The sequence below is a fragment of the Angustibacter sp. Root456 genome, from assembly GCF_001426435.1.
In the GTDB taxonomy this organism is placed as follows: domain Bacteria; phylum Actinomycetota; class Actinomycetes; order Actinomycetales; family Angustibacteraceae; genus Angustibacter.
Window position 1 is genome coordinate 652,298 of record NZ_LMER01000020.1, and the last position, 16,670, is coordinate 668,967.

16 protein-coding genes are annotated in these 16,670 nt (G+C 73.6%); 12 read left to right on the forward strand and 4 right to left on the reverse strand.

What is annotated here, in order from left to right; genetic code table 11:
* Positions 1-6: 6 nt before the first annotated feature.
* The 3 genes from ASD06_RS17730 to ASD06_RS17740 are packed head-to-tail and all read right to left on the reverse strand — an operon-like array spanning position 7 to position 2,466.
* Positions 7-1,296, reverse strand: coding sequence for a HAMP domain-containing sensor histidine kinase (locus ASD06_RS17730; RefSeq protein WP_056680731.1), 1,290 nt, complete (start codon positions 1,294-1,296; stop codon positions 7-9).
* Complete coding sequence (locus tag ASD06_RS17735) at positions 1,296-1,991, reverse strand: response regulator transcription factor (RefSeq protein WP_056680733.1); 696 nt, start codon at positions 1,989-1,991, stop codon at positions 1,296-1,298. Before ASD06_RS17735 ends, ASD06_RS17730 begins: the two co-directional genes overlap by 1 nt.
* A gap of 52 nt (positions 1,992-2,043) precedes the next feature.
* Positions 2,044-2,466 (reverse strand): hypothetical protein, encoded by a 423-nt coding sequence (locus tag ASD06_RS17740; RefSeq protein WP_157371787.1) that lies wholly within the window; start codon positions 2,464-2,466, stop codon positions 2,044-2,046.
* A gap of 7 nt (positions 2,467-2,473) precedes the next feature.
* Between ASD06_RS17740 and ASD06_RS17745 the strand changes: the two genes are divergently transcribed.
* The 11 genes from ASD06_RS17745 to ASD06_RS17795 all read left to right on the forward strand — a co-directional run bounded on the left by ASD06_RS17745 (position 2,474) and on the right by ASD06_RS17795 (position 12,443).
* On the forward strand, positions 2,474-2,716 hold the full coding sequence (locus ASD06_RS17745; RefSeq protein ID WP_056680740.1) for a hypothetical protein: 243 nt from the start codon (positions 2,474-2,476) through the stop codon (positions 2,714-2,716).
* 95 nt (positions 2,717-2,811) lie between these two features.
* Positions 2,812-3,660 (forward strand): class I SAM-dependent methyltransferase, encoded by an 849-nt coding sequence (locus ASD06_RS17750; RefSeq protein WP_056680743.1) that lies wholly within the window; start codon positions 2,812-2,814, stop codon positions 3,658-3,660.
* A 278-nt stretch (positions 3,661-3,938) separates the two neighbouring features.
* Positions 3,939-5,819: a molecular chaperone DnaK gene (gene dnaK / locus ASD06_RS17755; protein WP_056680746.1), complete on the forward strand. Its 1,881-nt coding sequence runs from the start codon at positions 3,939-3,941 to the stop codon at positions 5,817-5,819.
* Positions 5,820-5,986: 167 nt separating this feature from the next.
* Complete coding sequence (gene grpE / locus ASD06_RS17760) at positions 5,987-6,484, forward strand: nucleotide exchange factor GrpE (RefSeq protein WP_235502382.1); 498 nt, start codon at positions 5,987-5,989, stop codon at positions 6,482-6,484.
* Between the two features lie 30 nt (positions 6,485-6,514).
* Positions 6,515-7,537 (forward strand): DnaJ C-terminal domain-containing protein, encoded by a 1,023-nt coding sequence (locus ASD06_RS17765; protein ID WP_056680753.1) that lies wholly within the window; start codon positions 6,515-6,517, stop codon positions 7,535-7,537.
* Between the two features lies 1 nt (position 7,538).
* Complete coding sequence (locus ASD06_RS17770) at positions 7,539-8,003, forward strand: heat shock protein transcriptional repressor HspR (RefSeq protein ID WP_056680755.1); 465 nt, start codon at positions 7,539-7,541, stop codon at positions 8,001-8,003.
* A 240-nt stretch (positions 8,004-8,243) separates the two neighbouring features.
* Positions 8,244-8,972, forward strand: coding sequence for a hypothetical protein (locus tag ASD06_RS17775; RefSeq protein ID WP_056680758.1), 729 nt, complete (start codon positions 8,244-8,246; stop codon positions 8,970-8,972).
* A 71-nt stretch (positions 8,973-9,043) separates the two neighbouring features.
* Positions 9,044-11,047: a sensor histidine kinase gene (locus tag ASD06_RS17780; protein WP_082538179.1), complete on the forward strand. Its 2,004-nt coding sequence runs from the start codon at positions 9,044-9,046 to the stop codon at positions 11,045-11,047.
* Positions 11,044-11,694, forward strand: a complete 651-nt coding sequence (locus ASD06_RS17785; protein WP_056680761.1) for a response regulator transcription factor — start codon at positions 11,044-11,046, stop codon at positions 11,692-11,694. Before ASD06_RS17780 ends, ASD06_RS17785 begins: the two co-directional genes overlap by 4 nt.
* Before the next feature lie 46 nt (positions 11,695-11,740).
* A complete protein-coding gene (locus ASD06_RS17790) occupies positions 11,741-11,959 on the forward strand; it encodes a hypothetical protein (protein WP_056680764.1) in 219 nt (72 codons plus the stop codon).
* A 28-nt stretch (positions 11,960-11,987) separates the two neighbouring features.
* A complete protein-coding gene (locus tag ASD06_RS17795) occupies positions 11,988-12,443 on the forward strand; it encodes a thioesterase family protein (protein ID WP_056680767.1) in 456 nt (151 codons plus the stop codon).
* Here the strand turns inward: ASD06_RS17795 and ASD06_RS17800 are convergent.
* Complete coding sequence (locus ASD06_RS17800) at positions 12,418-13,686, reverse strand: hydroxyacid-oxoacid transhydrogenase (protein WP_157371788.1); 1,269 nt, start codon at positions 13,684-13,686, stop codon at positions 12,418-12,420. The genes ASD06_RS17795 and ASD06_RS17800 overlap by 26 nt on opposite strands.
* 61 nt (positions 13,687-13,747) lie before the next feature.
* Between ASD06_RS17800 and ASD06_RS17805 the strand changes: the two genes are divergently transcribed.
* Complete coding sequence (locus ASD06_RS17805; RefSeq protein ID WP_056680771.1) at positions 13,748-16,588, forward strand: FAD-binding and (Fe-S)-binding domain-containing protein; 2,841 nt, start codon at positions 13,748-13,750, stop codon at positions 16,586-16,588.
* Positions 16,589-16,670 lie beyond the last annotated feature (82 nt).

Sequence of the window (16,670 nt, forward strand, 5' to 3'; positions counted from 1 at the left end):
GCCGCCTCACCGGCGGCCGGGAGCGAACGTCACGATGGCCACCGTGCCACCCCGCAGGCCGCGGCGGACGACGAGCTCGCCGCCCGCGGCCTCCGCCGTGCGCCGCACGATGTCGAGGCCGAGTCCCGTCGATCCGGCGCCGCTGACTCCCCGCTCGGTGAGCGAGGGGTCGGTGAGGCCGGGGCCGGCGTCGATGACCTCCAGGCGCACGGCGCCTGCGCTGTCGTGCGACAGGGCCACCTCGAACGGCGTCCCCTCGGGGGTGTGGGCGAAGACGTTGTCGAGCAGCACGTCGAGGGCGTCCGCCAGCTCGGTGGCGTCCAGCGCTGCGGGCACGGGTCGCTGCGGCACCTCCACGGTGACGGTGCGGTCCTGGTCGGTGGCCAGCGCCGACCAGAAGTCGACGCGCTCGCGCACCACGGCGGCGGCGTCGCACCCTCGGTCGAGGCTCGACAGCACCGGCCGGCGGGCCTCCTTGACGATCGCGTCGACGGTGCGCTGCAGGTGCTCGACGTGAGCGCCCAGCCGTTCGGCGGCCTCAGCCGGGCGCACGGCGTCGACATCGAGCCGCAGCGCGGTGATCGGCGTGCGCAGGCGGTGCGACAGGTCGGCCACCGCCTCGCGCTCGATGCGCAGCAGCTCGCCGATGCGGTCGGCGAGCCGGTTGAGCGACGACGCGAGGTCCGCGACCTCCGGCGGGCCGCCCACGTGGGCGCGCGCCGTCATCTCGCCCTCGCGCAGCCGGTGGGCCACCAGCGACACCTCGCTGATGGGAGCCGCCACGCGCCGTCCGAGCCGGTCGGCGGCGAACAGCGAGCCCGCGAGCAGCAGCAGCCCGAGCGCGGCGATCGTCAGCCACGCGGCGGTGAGTCCCCGGTGCAGCTCGCCCCCGGGAACCACGCTGCGGACGACGGCGGTGCCGTCCTGCGTGACCACGGGCACGTAGACGCGCGCGGAGCCGTCGGGGCGGCGCGAGGTGAAGGCCTCACCGCTGCGCGCCCGCTCCAGCAGCTCGTCGTCCGCGGTGCCGATCGCCGGCCCGATCTGCGTGCCGTCGGCCAGCGCGACGCTGGTCTGCAGGCGCGACCGCTCGCCGACCCCCGCCACGAGGTCGGCCAGCTGCCGCTGGTCGCTCACCGCGGCCACGAGCGCGGCGACGCTCTGAGCCTCCTGGCTGGCGCTGGCGAGGGCGCGGTCCTCGGCGAGGGTCCGCACGAGCAGGCCGAGGGGGATGAGGAATGCCAGGATCACCGCTGAGGTGGTGGCTGCCACGAGCAGCCAGATCTGCCGCCGCATCAGGCGCCGTCGTCGGTCGGCGCCTCGAGCAGCAGCCCCACGCCGCGCACGCTGTGCAGGTACCGCGGCTGCGCGGCGCTCTCGCCGAGCTTGCGGCGCAGCCACGACAGGTGGACGTCGATGGTGCGGTCGCCGCCGCCGTACGGTTGACGCCACACCTCGGCCAGCAGGTCGCGCTTGCTGACCACCTCACCGTGTCGGCTGGCGAGCGCGTAGAGCAGGTCGAACTCCTTGCGCGACAAGTCGATCGGCTCGCCGGCCAGACTCACCTTGCGGGTGCGGCCGTCGATCACCAGCTCCCCGATGGTGACCGACGACGACTCGGCCGGCCCGCGGCCACCGCGCCGCAGCACCGCCCGGATCCGCGCCTCGACCTGGTCGATGCCGAAGGGCTTGGCGACGTAGTCGTCGGCGCCGGCGTCGAGGGCCCTCACCACCGCGGCGTCGTCGTCGCGCGCCGTCACCATGACGACGGGGACGTCGCTCACGGCACGCAGCATGGCCAGCACCTGCAGGCCGTCGACGTCGGGGAGCCCGAGATCGAGCAGCACCAGGTCGGGCTGGTCGTCGAGCGCCGACTGCAGGCCGGTCATCCCGCGGTCAGCGCTCAACGTCGTGTGGCCGCGCTCGGTGAGGGCACGCACGAGCGCGCCGCGGATTCCCGGGTCGTCCTCGACGACGAGGATGGTTGCCACGTGCTGACGCTACTGCCGCGCGGGTTCTGTCGTGCTCAGCCCGCGCCGGATGTCAGGCTGTGGTCATGAGGAGGCGCGCGCTCGTGGCCGCGGTGGCCGGCTGGGTCACCGTGGTGGGTGCGACGTCGACCGTGGCGTGGTTCGCCATCGACCGCGCGGGTCGCGAGGTGCTCACCGCGACGTCCGAGGCGCGGGTCGACCCCGGCGCGGTGAGCACCGGTGCCCCGCGCACGCCGCGGCCGTCACGGGCCCAGACGGCACCGACGACCTCGCCGAGCTCCTCGACCTCCACGCCCACCTCGCCGACGGCGCCGATGTCACGGTCGTCCAGCCGCGCGGCGACGACGGGCTCCGGGCCACGCACCACGACGCCGAGCCGCCCGCGCAGCTCGACGACGTCTGCCGCGCCGTCGTCGAGCCGCCCGCGCGCGACGACGACGTCCACACCGCCCAAGCCGGCGGCCGTCGACCGCACCGTGCGGGTGGAGGGCGGTCAGGTGGGCGTGCGGTGCGTGGGGCGCACGGCGTCCCTGCGGTTCGCCCAGCCGGCGGACGGCTGGGCGGTGGGCGTAGACGACTCAGGGCCGGAGCACGTGAAGGTGACGTTCCGGTCGTCCGGCGAGCGTCGTGAGATCGAGGTCGAGGCCGAGTGCTCGGGGGGCACCCCCGTGTTCTCGACCTCGGACGACGAGCGCCGCGAGAGCGAGTCCGGCGCCGACGACTGACCGTTGATCACGTTCAGTGGGTGACACTCCGCTTGCCGAGGGGTGCATCCCTCGGCAAGCGGGTGCAGGCCTTGACCAGCGCGCCATGATCAGCCATGAGCACCTCGCCCGACCCGGCGGACGACGTCCCGCCCGCTCTGCGCAACGCTCGCCTCTTCGACGCGCTCGCCGACAGCTACGACGCGGTGGGCGTCGACTTCTTCGGGCCCATCGCCGCCGCGTTGCTGCAGGCCCTCGACCCCCAGCCCGGTGAGTCCTTCGTCGACCTCGGCTGCGGCAAGGGGGCGCTGCTCCTGCCGGCAGCGCAGGCGGTCGGGACGACGGGCCGTGCCGTGGGTGTCGACATCTCACCCGGCATGCTCTCGGCGGCCCGGGAGGCCGCCGACCGGCTCGGGCTCGCGGCGGTCGACCTGGCGGTCGGGGACGTCCAGTCGCCCGAGCTGCCCGCCGGCGCCTTCGACGTCGTGGGCTCGTCCCTCGTGCTGTTCTTCCTCGCCGACCCGCTCGCGGCGCTCACCGCCTGGCGCGCCCTGCTCGCACCTGGTGGGCGCCTGGGCGTGAGCACCTTCGGGGCCCAGGACGACGTCTGGCGGGCCGTCGACGACGTGTTCACTCCCTACCTGCCGCAGTTCGTGCTCGATGCGCGCACCAGCGGGGGTCGCGGTCCCTTCGCCTCGGACGCCGGGATGGAGCAGCTGTTCGCGGCTGCCGGGCTCACCGACGTCCGGACGGTGTCGCGTGCGCTGCCGGTGCGCTTTCGGGACGCCGACCACTGGGCCGCCTTCAGCATGTCGACGGGCCAGCGGGCGATGTGGGCTGCTGTGCCGGAGGGCGAGCGGGCCGGCGTCCGGGAGGAGGCGGTGCGGCGCCTGCGGCGGGCGTCGACCTCCGACGGCGGCATCGAGCTCACCCAGCAGGTGCGGTACACGCTGGGGCGCGCCTGAGCCGGGCAGGGCGGTCCTCCACTTGCCGAGCCTTCCGCGCACGTGTCGAGGGGTGCAACCCTCGGCAAGCGGCGTGTCACCCACTGAACGTGATCAACGGGGGAGTGGGCGCAGCTGGGCGGTGACCTGCGGGAATGCGCAGCGCAGACATGAGGTTGAGTCAGGTGTACTCAAGTTCCGAGGCGCGGATTTGACAGGTCCGGAGGCGCTGCCGAGACTTGAGTGAAGCAGACTCAAGGTGGCCGCGCCGCGGCCCGCAACGCACGAGGAGACACCTGATGGCACGAGCGGTCGGCATCGACCTGGGCACGACGAACTCCGTCGTGTCCGTCCTGGAGGGCGGCGAGCCCACCGTCATCGCGAACGCCGAGGGCGGGCGCACCACGCCGTCCGTCGTCGCCTTCGCCAAGAACGGCGAGGTGCTCGTCGGCGAGATCGCCAAGCGCCAGGCCGTGACCAACGTCGACCGCACGATCCGGTCGGTCAAGCGCCACATGGGCAAGGACTGGCACGTCGAGATCGACGGCAAGAACTACACCCCGCAGGAGATCAGCGCCCGCATCCTGGGCAAGCTCAAGCGGGACGCCGAGAGCTACCTCGGCGAGGACGTCACCGACGCCGTGATCACCGTGCCGGCGTACTTCAACGACGCCGAGCGCCAGGCCACCAAGGAGGCCGGTGAGATCGCGGGCCTGAACGTCCTGCGCATCATCAACGAGCCCACCGCGGCCGCGCTCGCGTACGGCCTGGAGAAGGGCAAGGAGGACGAGCTCATCCTCGTCTTCGACCTCGGCGGCGGCACCTTCGACGTGTCCCTCCTCGAGGTCGGCAAGGACGAGGACGAGTTCTCGACCATCCAGGTGCGCGCCACGAGCGGTCACAACGACCTCGGTGGCGACGACTGGGACCAGCGCATCGTCGACCACCTGCTCCAGAAGGTGAAGATGGGCTACGGCATCGACCTGTCCAAGGACAAGATCGCGATGCAGCGCCTGCGTGAGTCCGCCGAGCAGGCGAAGAAGGAGCTGTCGAGCTCGTCGTCGACCAACCTGTCGCTGCAGTACCTGTCGATGACCGAGAACGGCCCGATCCACCTCGACGAGACGCTGACCCGCGCGCAGTTCGAGCAGATGACCGCTGACCTGCTCGAGCGCACCAAGGCGCCGTTCAACCAGGTGATCGCCGACGCCGGCATCAAGCTCGCCGACATCGACCACGTCGTGCTGGTCGGCGGCTCGACCCGCATGCCCGCCGTCACCACGCTCGTCAAGGAGCTCACCGGCCGCGAGCCCAACAAGGGCGTCAACCCGGACGAGGTCGTCGCCGTCGGCGCGGCGCTGCAGGCCGGCGTGCTGAAGGGCGAGCGCAAGGACGTTCTGCTCATCGACGTCACGCCGCTCTCGCTCGGCATCGAGACCCAGGGCGGTCTGATGACCAAGCTCATCGAGCGCAACACCGCGATCCCGACCAAGCGCAGCGAGGTCTTCACCACGGCGGCCGACAACCAGCCGTCGGTGACGATCCAGGTGTTCCAGGGCGAGCGCGAGATGACCCGCGACAACAAGCCGCTGGGCACCTTCGACCTCACCGGCATCGCGCCGGCTCCCCGCGGTGTGCCGCAGATCGAGGTCACCTTCGACATCGACGCGAACGGCATCGTCCACGTGTCGGCGAAGGACCGCGGCACCGGCAAGGAGCAGTCGATGACCATCTCCGGCGGCAGCGCGCTGCCGAAGGAGGAGATCGAGCGCATGGTGAAGGACGCCGAGGCGCACGCCGCCGAGGACAAGCAGCGCCGCGAGGAGGCCGAGGCCCGCAACCAGGCCGAGCAGCTGGCGTGGTCGACCGAGAAGTTCGTCAAGGACAACGACGAGAAGATCCCGGCCGAGCCCAAGGAGAAGGTCACCCAGGCCATCTCCGAGCTGCGCGAGGCCCTGTCGTCCAACGCTTCGGTCGACGACATCAAGGCCAAGACCGAGGCGCTCGCCACGGTGAGCCAGGAGATCGGCCAGGCGATGTACCAGGCCGAGCAGGCCGCGGGCGCGGCGGGCGAGTCCGCCGGTGCTCCCACCGGTGAGGCCGGCAGCGCGCCGTCCGACGACGACGTGGTCGACGCCGAGGTCGTGGACGACGAGCCCGAGGGGCGTGCGCAGGCATGACCGACGCCCCCCTGGGCGACCGTCCGGTCGCGGACGACGGGAGCGAGCCTCCCGTCGTCCGCGACAAGCGGCGGATCGACCCCGAGACCGGGCAGGTCCGCTCGTCCCAGAGTGGCTCTGCCGCAACCGATTCGACTCCTGAGGCCCAACCCGACGTGAGTGGTGAGATGGCGAACGAGACCGAGGTCGAGGCTCCCCTGGAGGCGCCCTCCGGGCTGACCCCCGACCAGGACCTCGCGGCCGAGCGGCTCGCAGACCTGCAGCGCCTGCAGGCCGAGTACGTCAACTACCGCAAGCGGGTCGAGCGCGACCGCGACGTCGCGCGCGAGTACGCCGTCGCGTCGGTGCTGGAGTCGCTGCTGCCGGTGATGGACGACGTCCACCTGGCCCGCCAGCACGGTGACCTCGAGGGCGGCCCGTTCGCCGCGATCGCCGACAAGCTCGAGGCGGTGCTGGGCCGGGCCGGCCTGCAGCGCTTCGGTGAGCCGGGCGAGGCGTTCGACCCCGCCGTGCACGAGGCGCTGATGCACACGCAGGCCGAGCTGGCCGAGGGCACCGACGTCACCACGGTGGTGCAGGTGCTGCAGCCGGGCTACAAGGTGGGCGACCGCGTCCTGCGCGCAGCGCGCGTGGCGGTGGCCGACCCTCAGCCGAGCGCCGAGTAGCTACTGCGAGAACGCGAAGGGAGGCGCCGGGTGGCCGGGCAGGACTGGTTCGAGAAGGACTTCTACGCGACGCTCGGCGTCGCGAAGGACGCCGACGAGTCGGCGATCAAGAAGGCGTACCGCAAGCTGGCGCGCAAGCACCACCCCGATGCCAACGCGGGCAACGACGAGAAGTTCAAGGAGATCGGCGAGGCCTACGCGGTGCTCTCCGACCCTGAGCAGCGCCAGCAGTACGACGCCATCCGCGCGATGTCGCACGGCGGCGCCCGGTTCGCCCCGGGCGGCGCCGGCGGCAACGGTGGGTTCGAGGACCTCTTCGGCGGCCTCTTCGGCGGGGCGGGGGGACCCGGCGCTGGCGCCGGCGGCGGCCGTCGGATGCGGTTCGACACCGGCGGTCAGGCCGTCGACCTCGAGGACCTCCTGCGCGGCATGGGTGGTGGCGGTGGAGGCTTCGGCGGGTTCGGTGGCACGCGCGGCCCCCGACGCGGCGCCGACCTCAACGCCACCACGACCATCCCGTTCCGCGACGCGGTCACCGGCTCCACGGTGACGCTGCGCGCGCCGGACGGCGGCACCGTGACGACCCGCATCCCGGCCGGCGTGCGCGACGGTCAGAAGATCAGGCTGCGCGGCAAGGGAGGCGTCGGCGACGCCGGTGCCGAGCGCGGCGACATGTTCATCACCGTGGCGGTCACGCCCGACCCGGTGTTCGGCCGCCAGGGCGACAACCTCACGGTCACCGTGCCGGTGTCGTTCGACGAGGCGGCGCTCGGCGCGCAGATCGAGGTGCCGACGCTCGGTGCTGAAGGTGCTGTGGCGACGGTGCGGGTCAAGGTGCCGGCGGGGACGCCGTCCGGCCGGGTGCTGCGGGTCAAGGGTCGCGGCGTGCATCGCGGCAAGACCACCGGCGACCTGCTCGTCACGGTCCAGGTCGCTGTGCCGCAACGGTTGAGCGACGAGGCACGGGCCGCCGTCGAGGCCTACGCCGCCGCGACCTCGGGTGACGACCCGCGGGCCGAGCTCATGGCCCGCGCGGCGAAGGGTCGCGGCTGACATGGCTCAGCGGCGTGGTGAGCGCGCCGAGCTCGACCTCGACGACGACACCCCCGTCTTCGTCATCTCCGTCGCGGCGCAGCTCGCCGGCATGCACCCGCAGACGTTGCGGCAGTACGACCGCATCGGCCTGGTGTCGCCCGACCGCACGCGCGGTCGCGGGCGGCGCTACTCCGCCCGCGACGTCGCGACGCTGCGCGAGGTGCAGCGGCTGTCTCAAGACGGCGTCAGCCTGGCCGGCATCAAACGGATCCTCGAGCTGGAGACGCACGTGAACGCCCTGCAGGCGCGGGTGCTCGAGCTCAGCGCCGAGCTCGAGCGCGCGCAGGCCAGCGCCGGGCTCTCCCGTCGAGTGTTCGCCGCCGGCCCCGGCGGCGAGGTGGTCTCGCTGCTCGCGGGACGGCGCCCGGACCGTTCCGCGTTCGGCCCGACCTCCGCGCTCGTGGTCTGGCGCCCCCGCGGCTGACCCCTCCCGCCGACTTGTGACGACTTTCCGACCCTTCCCGAGCCGAGAAGGGTCGGAAAGTCGTCACAAGTCGGGTGGGAGAGGTTGCCCGCGAGGTCAGGACACGCGTCCCTCGTGCCCGGGACGCGTCCCGGCTCATCGTCTCTCCTGGCACCACACCGGTGCCCCCGGGCCGGACGTCGGCCGGGGCAGCCCGCGGGCGCGTCGAACGTCGCTCCCGCACCGCACGAGGAGCATGACGTGACCAGCACCAGCACCAACCGCCCCGAGTTCGTCGGCGCCGCCGACCCCTTCGAGGCACGCACCTCCCCCCGCGCCGCGGACGGCGCACCCGGCCGCGGCTGGGCCGTCGCCGGTGTCGGCGCGGGCCTCGCCGGCCTGGTGGGCATCGGCGCCAGCATGCAGGTCGACGCGGTCTACGACCCCTCGGCCGAGGGGGACGCCGGCAAGATCGTCGACCGGCTCGCCGAGCAGGTCCCGCAGATCCTGGTGTTCCACACCGCCACGATGATCGCGGTCGCGCTGACCGTCGTCTTCGCGGCCGGTCTGCAGCGCCGGCTGCGGGCGCAGGCCCCGGCGCAGTCGCTGCTGCCGACGGTGGCGGCGTCCGGCCTCGGCCTGGTCACCGTCGCCGGCCTCATGGGCGCCGGCCTGACCACCGAGTTCGTCTTCGGCCTCGCCCAGGACGAGCAGATGGTGCCGGAGTCGGCTGCGTTCTTCGGCCACTGGGTCGGCACGATCCCGTGGCTCTGGATGGGCGCGGGCCTCACCGGCCTGGCCGTCGCCGTCGCTGCTCTGCGGCACGCGGCCGCGCCCCGTTGGATCGGCTGGGTGAGCGTCGTCCTCGGCGGCCTGACGCTGCTTTTCGGCCTCTCCCCGCTGCAGTACATGGCCGGCATGGTCGGCCCGCTCTGGCTGCTGGTGGCGGCCGTCGGCTTCACCTTCGGTGACCGCGCTCGCCGAGCCTGACGCCAGCTGATGTCACCGACATCGCCAAACCCGGTGACGGCCTCCCTGGGCGCCAATACAGTCCTGGGCTCATGGAGGCCGTCACCGTGAGCGCCGTCCCCGCGCTCACCGCGCCGGGTTCGCACGCTTCGACCCCTCAGTCCGCTTCGCCGCGGTCGGAGGGCCTGCCCCGCACGGCGGCTGCGATCGCAGTCACCGCGTGGGGCGTCGTCGTGCTCGCGCTCGTCATCCTCGTCACCGCGCGCCCGCCACTCACCGTTGACCTGTGGTTCTTCGTCGTCGACGCGATGGTGGGCTGCGTCTACGGCCTCGTGGCGGGGATCGTGCTCTCCCGACGTCGCCACGCCGTTCCCGGTGTGCTCGCGGTGACCGCGCTCGGTGGCGCGGCCACGGCGTTCGCCTTCGCCTACGGATCGCTCGGGATGCGGTACACCGGGCTCCCGCTGGTCGAGCAGGTGCTGCGGCTCAACGGGGTCGCCTGGGTGCCGGGCACGCTCGGCCTGTTCCTCGTCGTGCCCTGGCTGGTGCGCGACCACCGGCTCGGTCTGGGCGCCCGCGCCGGGCTCGGGCTCGGCGTGGCGGTCACCGTGACCTTCACCGTGACCTCGGCCCTCGACTCCCCGGTGCCCATCGCGCCGCTGGCTGCCGCCACGGTGGCCGTCGGGCTGATCGCGGCGGCGGACACCACCTGGCGCTGGGCGCGCGGGCCGCTCAGCGAGCGGGTGGGCCTCGGGTGGCTCGCCATCGGCACCGCGATCATGGCGTTGTCGTTCGTGCCCCTCGCCGTGCCCGCCGCCGAGCGGCTGCCGATCTGGTCGGTGCCGGTGCTGCACCTGCTGGCCCAGGCGTTCTTCCCCGCTGCCGTCCTCGTCGCCGTTCTGCGGCAACGGATGTGGGGTATCGACCTCAGCATCAGCCGGGCCGTGCTGGGTGGCGTGCTGACCGTCGTCCTCGTGGTCGTCTACGTCGTCGTCGCGGCCGTGATCGCCCGGCTGGTGCCGGGTCAGGGGGCGAGCCAGGTCGCGGCCGCGGCGGCGGTAGCGGTCGCCGTGCAGCCCTCGCGCCTGTGGCTTCAGCGCCGGGTGCAGCGGCTCGTGCACGGCGAGGCGGCCGACCCCCAGCGGGCCGTGCGTCGCCTCGGTGCGCAGCTGGGGTCGGCGCAGACCACCGACGAGCTGCTCGACGGGCTGGTCGCCAGCGTCGCCGAGGCGCTGCGGCTCGAGTCGGCCGAGCTCGTGACAGCGGACGGCGTGACCGCCTCGCGTGGCGTGGCGACCGCCGCACCGGACGTCGTCCGGCTGAGGCACCGCGCCGCGGATGTCGGCGAGCTGCGGGTCACGGCCCCCGCCGGCGAGGCCCTCGACGTCCGCTCCCGTCGCGCGCTCGACGAGCTCGCCGCCGTCGTCGCGGCGGGAGTCGCGCTGGCGCGGGCCTCGCGCGACCTCGACGACGCGCGCGACCGGCTCACCACGGTGCGGCTGCAGGAGCGCCGGGTGATCCGTCGCGAGCTGCACGACGGGCTGGGGCCGTCGCTGGCCGGCATCCGGCTCGGCCTGCAGGCGGCGCGCAACGTCGTCGAGACCGACCCGGCCGCCGCGGCCGAGCTGCTGGCCACCCTGCAGGCTGAGCTCGACCACCAGGTCGAGGACGTCCGTCAGCTCTCGCGCAGCCTGCTGCCACCGGTGCTCGACGAGCTCGGCCTCGCCGCGGCGCTCGACGACCTCGCCCAGCGCCAGCGCGAGGGCGGCCTCGAGGTGCGGCTCGACTGCAGCGTGCCCTCGGACCTGCCTCGCGACGTCGCCGCAGCGGTCTACGGCGTCGTGGCCGAGGCGGTCACGAACGTCGTGCGGCACGCAGCGGCGGGGCGGTGCTGGGTGGCCGTCGGCGTCGTCGACGACGAGCTCGTCGCCCTGGTCGAGGACGACGGCACCGGCGTTGCGGCGTCGGCCGTCGCAGGCGTCGGCACGACGTCGATGCGCGAGCGCGCCGAGGAGCAGGGCGGCACGCTGACCATCGAGCCGCGGGCGCCTCGGGGCACGTCCGTTCGCGCGCAGCTCCCGCTGAGCCTCGCGTGACGACGATCCGCGTGGTCGTCGTCGACGACCACCCGATGTTCCGGCTGGGCATGGCCGCGATGCTCGGCAGCCTGGACGGCATCGAGGTGGCCGGCCAGGCCGACAGCGCCGAGGCGGCCTTCGCCGTGGTCGACGCCGCCGTCGACCCCGTCGACGTGGTGCTCATGGACCTGCACCTCGGCGCCGACTCGGGCGTCGAGACCACCCGCGAGCTGGTGCGACAGCACCCCGACCTGCGCGTGCTGGTCGTGACGATGCTCGAGGACGACGACTCCGTGGTGGCCTCGGTGCGCGCCGGAGCGCGCGGTTACCTGCTCAAGGGAGCGACACCGGCGGAGGTCGAACGGGCAGTGCGGGCCGTCGCCAACGGCGAGGTGATCCTCGGGCCCGCGATCGCCGCGCGCGCGCTGGCCCAGCTGACCGGTGCTCGGCCGTCCGTCTCGCCGTTCCCGTCGCTCACCGAGCGCGAGCTCGAGGTGCTCGACCTGCTCGCGCGCGGCCTCGACAACACGTCGATCTCGCGCCGGCTGGTGCTCAGCCCGAAGACGGTGCGCAACCACGTCTCCAACGTGCTCACCAAGCTGGCCGTGCCCGACCGATCGGCCGCGATCGTGCGGGCCCGCGAGGCGGGCCTGGGCGTCGGCTGACGGCTCCTGTTCCCTTGAGGGCCCCGGAAGGCGCATACTCAAGGTGATGACTACAACGCCCGCGCGGCGGCGGACCCTCGCCACGAGCCCCTTCCGACCCCAGCCGGAGGCGGTGGTGCCGCACTTCGAGTGCGGTGACCAGGTCAACCACGACGTGTACGGCGTCGGCCGCGTCGTGAGCACCGACGCCGACGCGGTCACGGTCGACTTCGGCACGCAGGTGGTGCGGGTCGTCAGCCCGTTCCGCAAGATGGCGGCGCTGTAGCGCTCTGCCGTCGTGGCAGGGTGGCGGCATGACCGCTGCCCCGCGTGACGTCCCCCCGCGCACGGACTTCACCGTGTGGTGGCCGACGCAGACGCGGTGGGCCGACAACGACCAGTACGGCCATGCCAACAACGTCGTCTACTACTCGTGGTTCGACACCGCGGTGAACGGCCTGCTGATGCAACGGCTCGGCAGCGACGTCCGCGACCTGCCGGCGATCGGCGTCGTCGCGGAGACGTCCTGCCGCTACCTGGCGCAGGTGGGCTTCCCGCAGGCGCTGGAGGTCGGGATCGCCGTCGAGCGGCTCGGCACGAGCAGCGTGACCTACCGCCTCGCGGTGTTCCGGGTCGGCGCGGCCGACCCTGCCGCGGTGGGCCGCTTCGTGCACGTGTACGTCGACCCCGGCACGCGGCGTCCGGTGCCTGTGCCGCAGGCGGTGCGTGACGCGCTCGCCGACCTCACCAGTTCTGCATCGAACGGCTGAAGATCGTCGCGAGGTCGTCGGCCTCCACCGGCCGGGGACTGATCGACAGCAACCGGGGCTGGGCCAGCGACCCCTCGACGAGAGCCGGGACGTCGTCGGCGCCGAACCCCAGCTCGGCCAGCCCGCTCGGCAGCCCGATGTCGCGCATGAGCTCGGTCAGCGCCGTCGGCAGCAGGTCGACGGCGTCATCGCACCGGACGCCGGGCGCCAGCAGCTCAGCGGCGCGCACGTGCCGGTCGGGGTTGGCAGAGTAGGTGAAGCGGAACGACTCGGGCGCGGTCATCGCCACCGACATGCCGTGCGGCACGAGGGGCCCGTCGCCGGGGTAGCCCTCGGCGCGGAACTCGCGCACCTGGCCCGCCACCGGGTAGGCGTTGGCGTGCGGCACGTGCACACCGGCGTTGCCGAAGCCCAGCCCGGCGAACGTGGCGGCGAGGGCCATGTCGGTACGCGCGCCGACGTCGCCTCCGTCGGTCACGGCGCGCCGGAACGACTGCGCGAGCAGCGACATGGCGCGCTCCGCCCACATGTCGGAGATGGGGTTGGCGCCGCAGTAGGGCACCCGCTCGTCAGCCCGCTTGCGCTCGAAGGTCGCGTACGGACGCGCGGTGTAGCTCTCGAGCGCGTGGCACAGGATGTCCATGCCGGCGCTCGCGGTGACGCCGGCCGGCTGCGACATGGTGAGCTCCGGGTCGATCACCGCGAGCGTCGGGCGCAGCCGCGCGTGGCTGATGCCGGTCTTGACCTTGCGGGCCAGCACGTCCAGCACGCACACGGTCGTGGACTCCGCGCCGGTACCCGTCGTGGTGGGAACGGCGACGAGCGGCAGCAGGTCCGTGGGTGGCGCCTGGCCGTTGCCGATGGGGGCGTTGACGTAGTCCATCAGCTCGCCGGGGGCGCAGAGCATGAGGTTGACCGCCTTGGCGGTGTCGATGCTCGACCCGCCCCCGACTGCGACCACCCCGTCGACGCGGCTCAGGACACGGGCGTGCTCGACGGCGTCCTGGAGGCTGCGGTCGGTGGGCTCGACGTGGACGTCGGCGTACACCTCGACGTCCACGCCGCCGGCGCGCAGCAGGTCGACGATGCGTTCCGGTGCCCCGGTGGCCAGCACGCCCGGATCGGTCACCAGCAGCACGCGCCGGCAGCCGAGCGCCGCCAGGTCGTGGGCGAGCTCGGCGCTGGCGCCGGGGCCGAACTTCAGGCCGGGGGCGGCGTACGTGAACACGGTCTCGGCGGCCACGTGCTGAGACTGCCTCACTCCCGCACCCGCGGCAACGGCGGGTGCGACGTAGGCTTCCGCCGTGAGCGAGCTCGTCGAGGAACTGCGGCGCGCCGGGGTCGCGGAGGTCGACGACAGCGAGCTGCGTCGCACGCTCTACTCCTCGGACGCCTCGCTGTACCGCGTCCCGCCTCGAGCGGTGGTGGTGCCGCAGCACGTCGACGAGGTCCTCGCCACGATGGAGGTCTGCCGCAGCCTCGGCGTCCCGGTGACCATGCGGGGCGCGGGCACCTCGATCGCCGGCAACGCGGTAGGGGCCGGCGTCGTGGTCGACGTCTCGCGCCACCTCAACCGCGTGCTGGACGTCGACACCGAGGCGGGGACGGCGCTGGTCGAGCCCGGTGTGGTGCACGCCGCGCTGCAGCAGCAGGTGCAGCCGTCGGGGTGGCGTTTCGGGCCCGATCCGTCGACTCACAACCGCGCCACCTTCGGCGGCATGATCGGCAACAACGCTTGCGGTTCGAGGGCTCTGGCGTACGGCCGCACCAGCGACAACGTGCTCGGTCTCGACGTCGTCACGGCCAGGGGTGAGCGGCTCACCGTGGGGCGCCTCGACGGCCGCACGCAGGCCACCACGGCCTCGCCGACGCTCGACGCCTTGCGCCGGGTCATCGACGCCGACCTGGCCGTGGTGCGCACGGAGTTCGGCCGGTTCCGGCGTCAGGTGTCGGGCTACTCGCTCGAGCACCTGTTGCCCGAGAACGGCTTCGACGTCGCGCGGTTCCTCGTCGGCACCGAGGGCACGCTCGCGCTCACGCTGGCCGCGCGGGTGCGCCTGGTGCGCGATCCCACCCACCGGGTGCTCGTCGTCCTGGGTTACCCGTCGATGGCGGACGCGGCGGACGCCGTCCCGGCGTTGCTCGAGCACGAGCCCGTCGCCTGCGAGGGGCTCGACCGCCGGATCGTCGACGTCGTGCGTGACCGGCGCGGCCCGTCGGCGGTGCCCGACCTCCCGGACGGCGACGGCTGGCTGTTCGTGGAGCTCGCTGGTGACGACCCGCGCGCCCTGCAGGACGCCGCCCGTCGCGTCGTCGGCGAGGCGGGGGCGCTGGACGCGCGTGTGGTCGACCACGCGGGGCAGGCCGCCGCGTTGTGGCGCATTCGCGAGGACGGCGCCGGCCTGTCGGCGCGAACTCCCGCGGGCGAGCCGGCCCACTCGGGCTGGGAGGACGCCGCCGTCCCGCCCGACCGCCTCGGGGACTACCTGCGCGAGTTCGACGACCTCATGGCGGGGTACGGGCTCGACGGCCTGCCGTACGGCCACTTCGGTGACGGCTGCGTGCACATCCGCATCGACTTCCCGTTCCGCTCGGGCACGCGCGTGTTCCGCGACTTCATGCTGGACGCCGGAAGGTTGGCCGCCGCGCACGGGGGCTCGATGTCGGGGGAGCACGGGGACGGCCGCGCCCGCAGCGAGCTGCTGCCGCTGATGTACTCCCGCGAGGCCATCGCGCTGTTCGGCCGGGTCAAGACGGTGCTCGACCCCGACAACCTGCTGAACCCCGGAGTGGTCGTCGACCCCCTGCCGCTCGACGCCGACGTCCGCGTCGCCCACGCGCCGCCGTACCGGCAGTCGCTCGGTCTGGCGTACCGGCACGACCGGGGCGACCTGTCGATGGCGGTGCACCGGTGCACCGGTGTCGGCAAGTGCCGGGCCGACACCACCGGCACCGGCGGCGTCATGTGCCCGTCGTACCTCGCCACCAAGGACGAGAAGGACACCACGCGCGGGCGCTCGCGCGTGCTGCAGGACGCCGTCGCCGGCCACCTCGGCCCCGACCCCTGGCGGTCGGAGGCGGTGCACGACGCGCTCGACCTCTGCCTGTCGTGCAAGGGCTGCTCGTCAGACTGCCCCACCGGCGTCGACATGGCGTCGTACAAGGCGGAGTACCTGCACCAACGCTGGCGCGGCCGGCTGCGCCCGCGCTCGCACTACGCGCTCGGGTGGCTGCCGCGCTGGACCCGGCTCGTCGCCCGCGTGCCGGGGCTCACCCGGCTGGCCAACCTCATGATGCGCGTGCGGCTGGTGCACCCGCTCGTCACCTGGGCGGCCGGCGTCGACGCGCGCAGGTCGCTGCCGACGTTCGCGCCGCACACCTTCCGCCAGTGGTTCGCCTCGCGCGAGGCGCCATCGCGCCCTGCCCGGCACGGCGACGTCGTGCTGTTCGTCGACACCTTCACCGACGCGTTCTCGCCCGACGTCGGCCAGGCCGCGGTGGCGGTGCTCGAGGACGCCGGCTACCGCGTGCGCGTCACGAGCGAGCCGGTCTGCTGCGGGCTCACGTGGGTGTCGACGGGCCAGCTCGACGGCGCTCGCAAGCAGGCGTCGGCGACGGTGCAGGCGCTGCTGCCGCACGTGCGCGGCGGGGCTGCCGTGCTGGGCCTGGAGCCGTCGTGCACGGGGGTGCTGCGCTCCGACGTCCTCGAGCTGCTGCCGGACGACGAGCTGGCCGCCGCCCGCGAGGTCGCGGACGCCACGGTCACGCTCGCCGAGCTGCTGCGCCGGACGCCGGACTGGTCGCCGCCCGATCTCGGTGGCGAGCGCGCGGTCGCCCAGCCGCACTGCCACCACCACGCCGTGATGGGGTGGCAGGCCGATGCGGCGCTGCTCGACGAGGCCGGCGCCGACGTCCAGCGCCTCGGCGGCTGCTGCGGCCTCGCCGGCAACTGGGGCGTCGAGCGCGGGCACCACGAGACGTCGGTGGCGGTGGCCGAGACCCAGCTGCTGCCCGCCGTGCGTGAGCTGGGCGACGGCGGCGTGGTGCTCGCCGACGGCTTCTCGTGCCGCACCCAGCTCGACGACCTCGCGTCGCGGCAGGGCGTGCACCTCGCCCAGCTCCTCGCCCGCCACCTCTCCCGTTGATCACGTTCAGTGGGTGACACTCCGCATGCCGAGGGTTGCACCCCTCGGCAAGTGGCAGAAACCCTCGAGAAGTGGCCGCCGC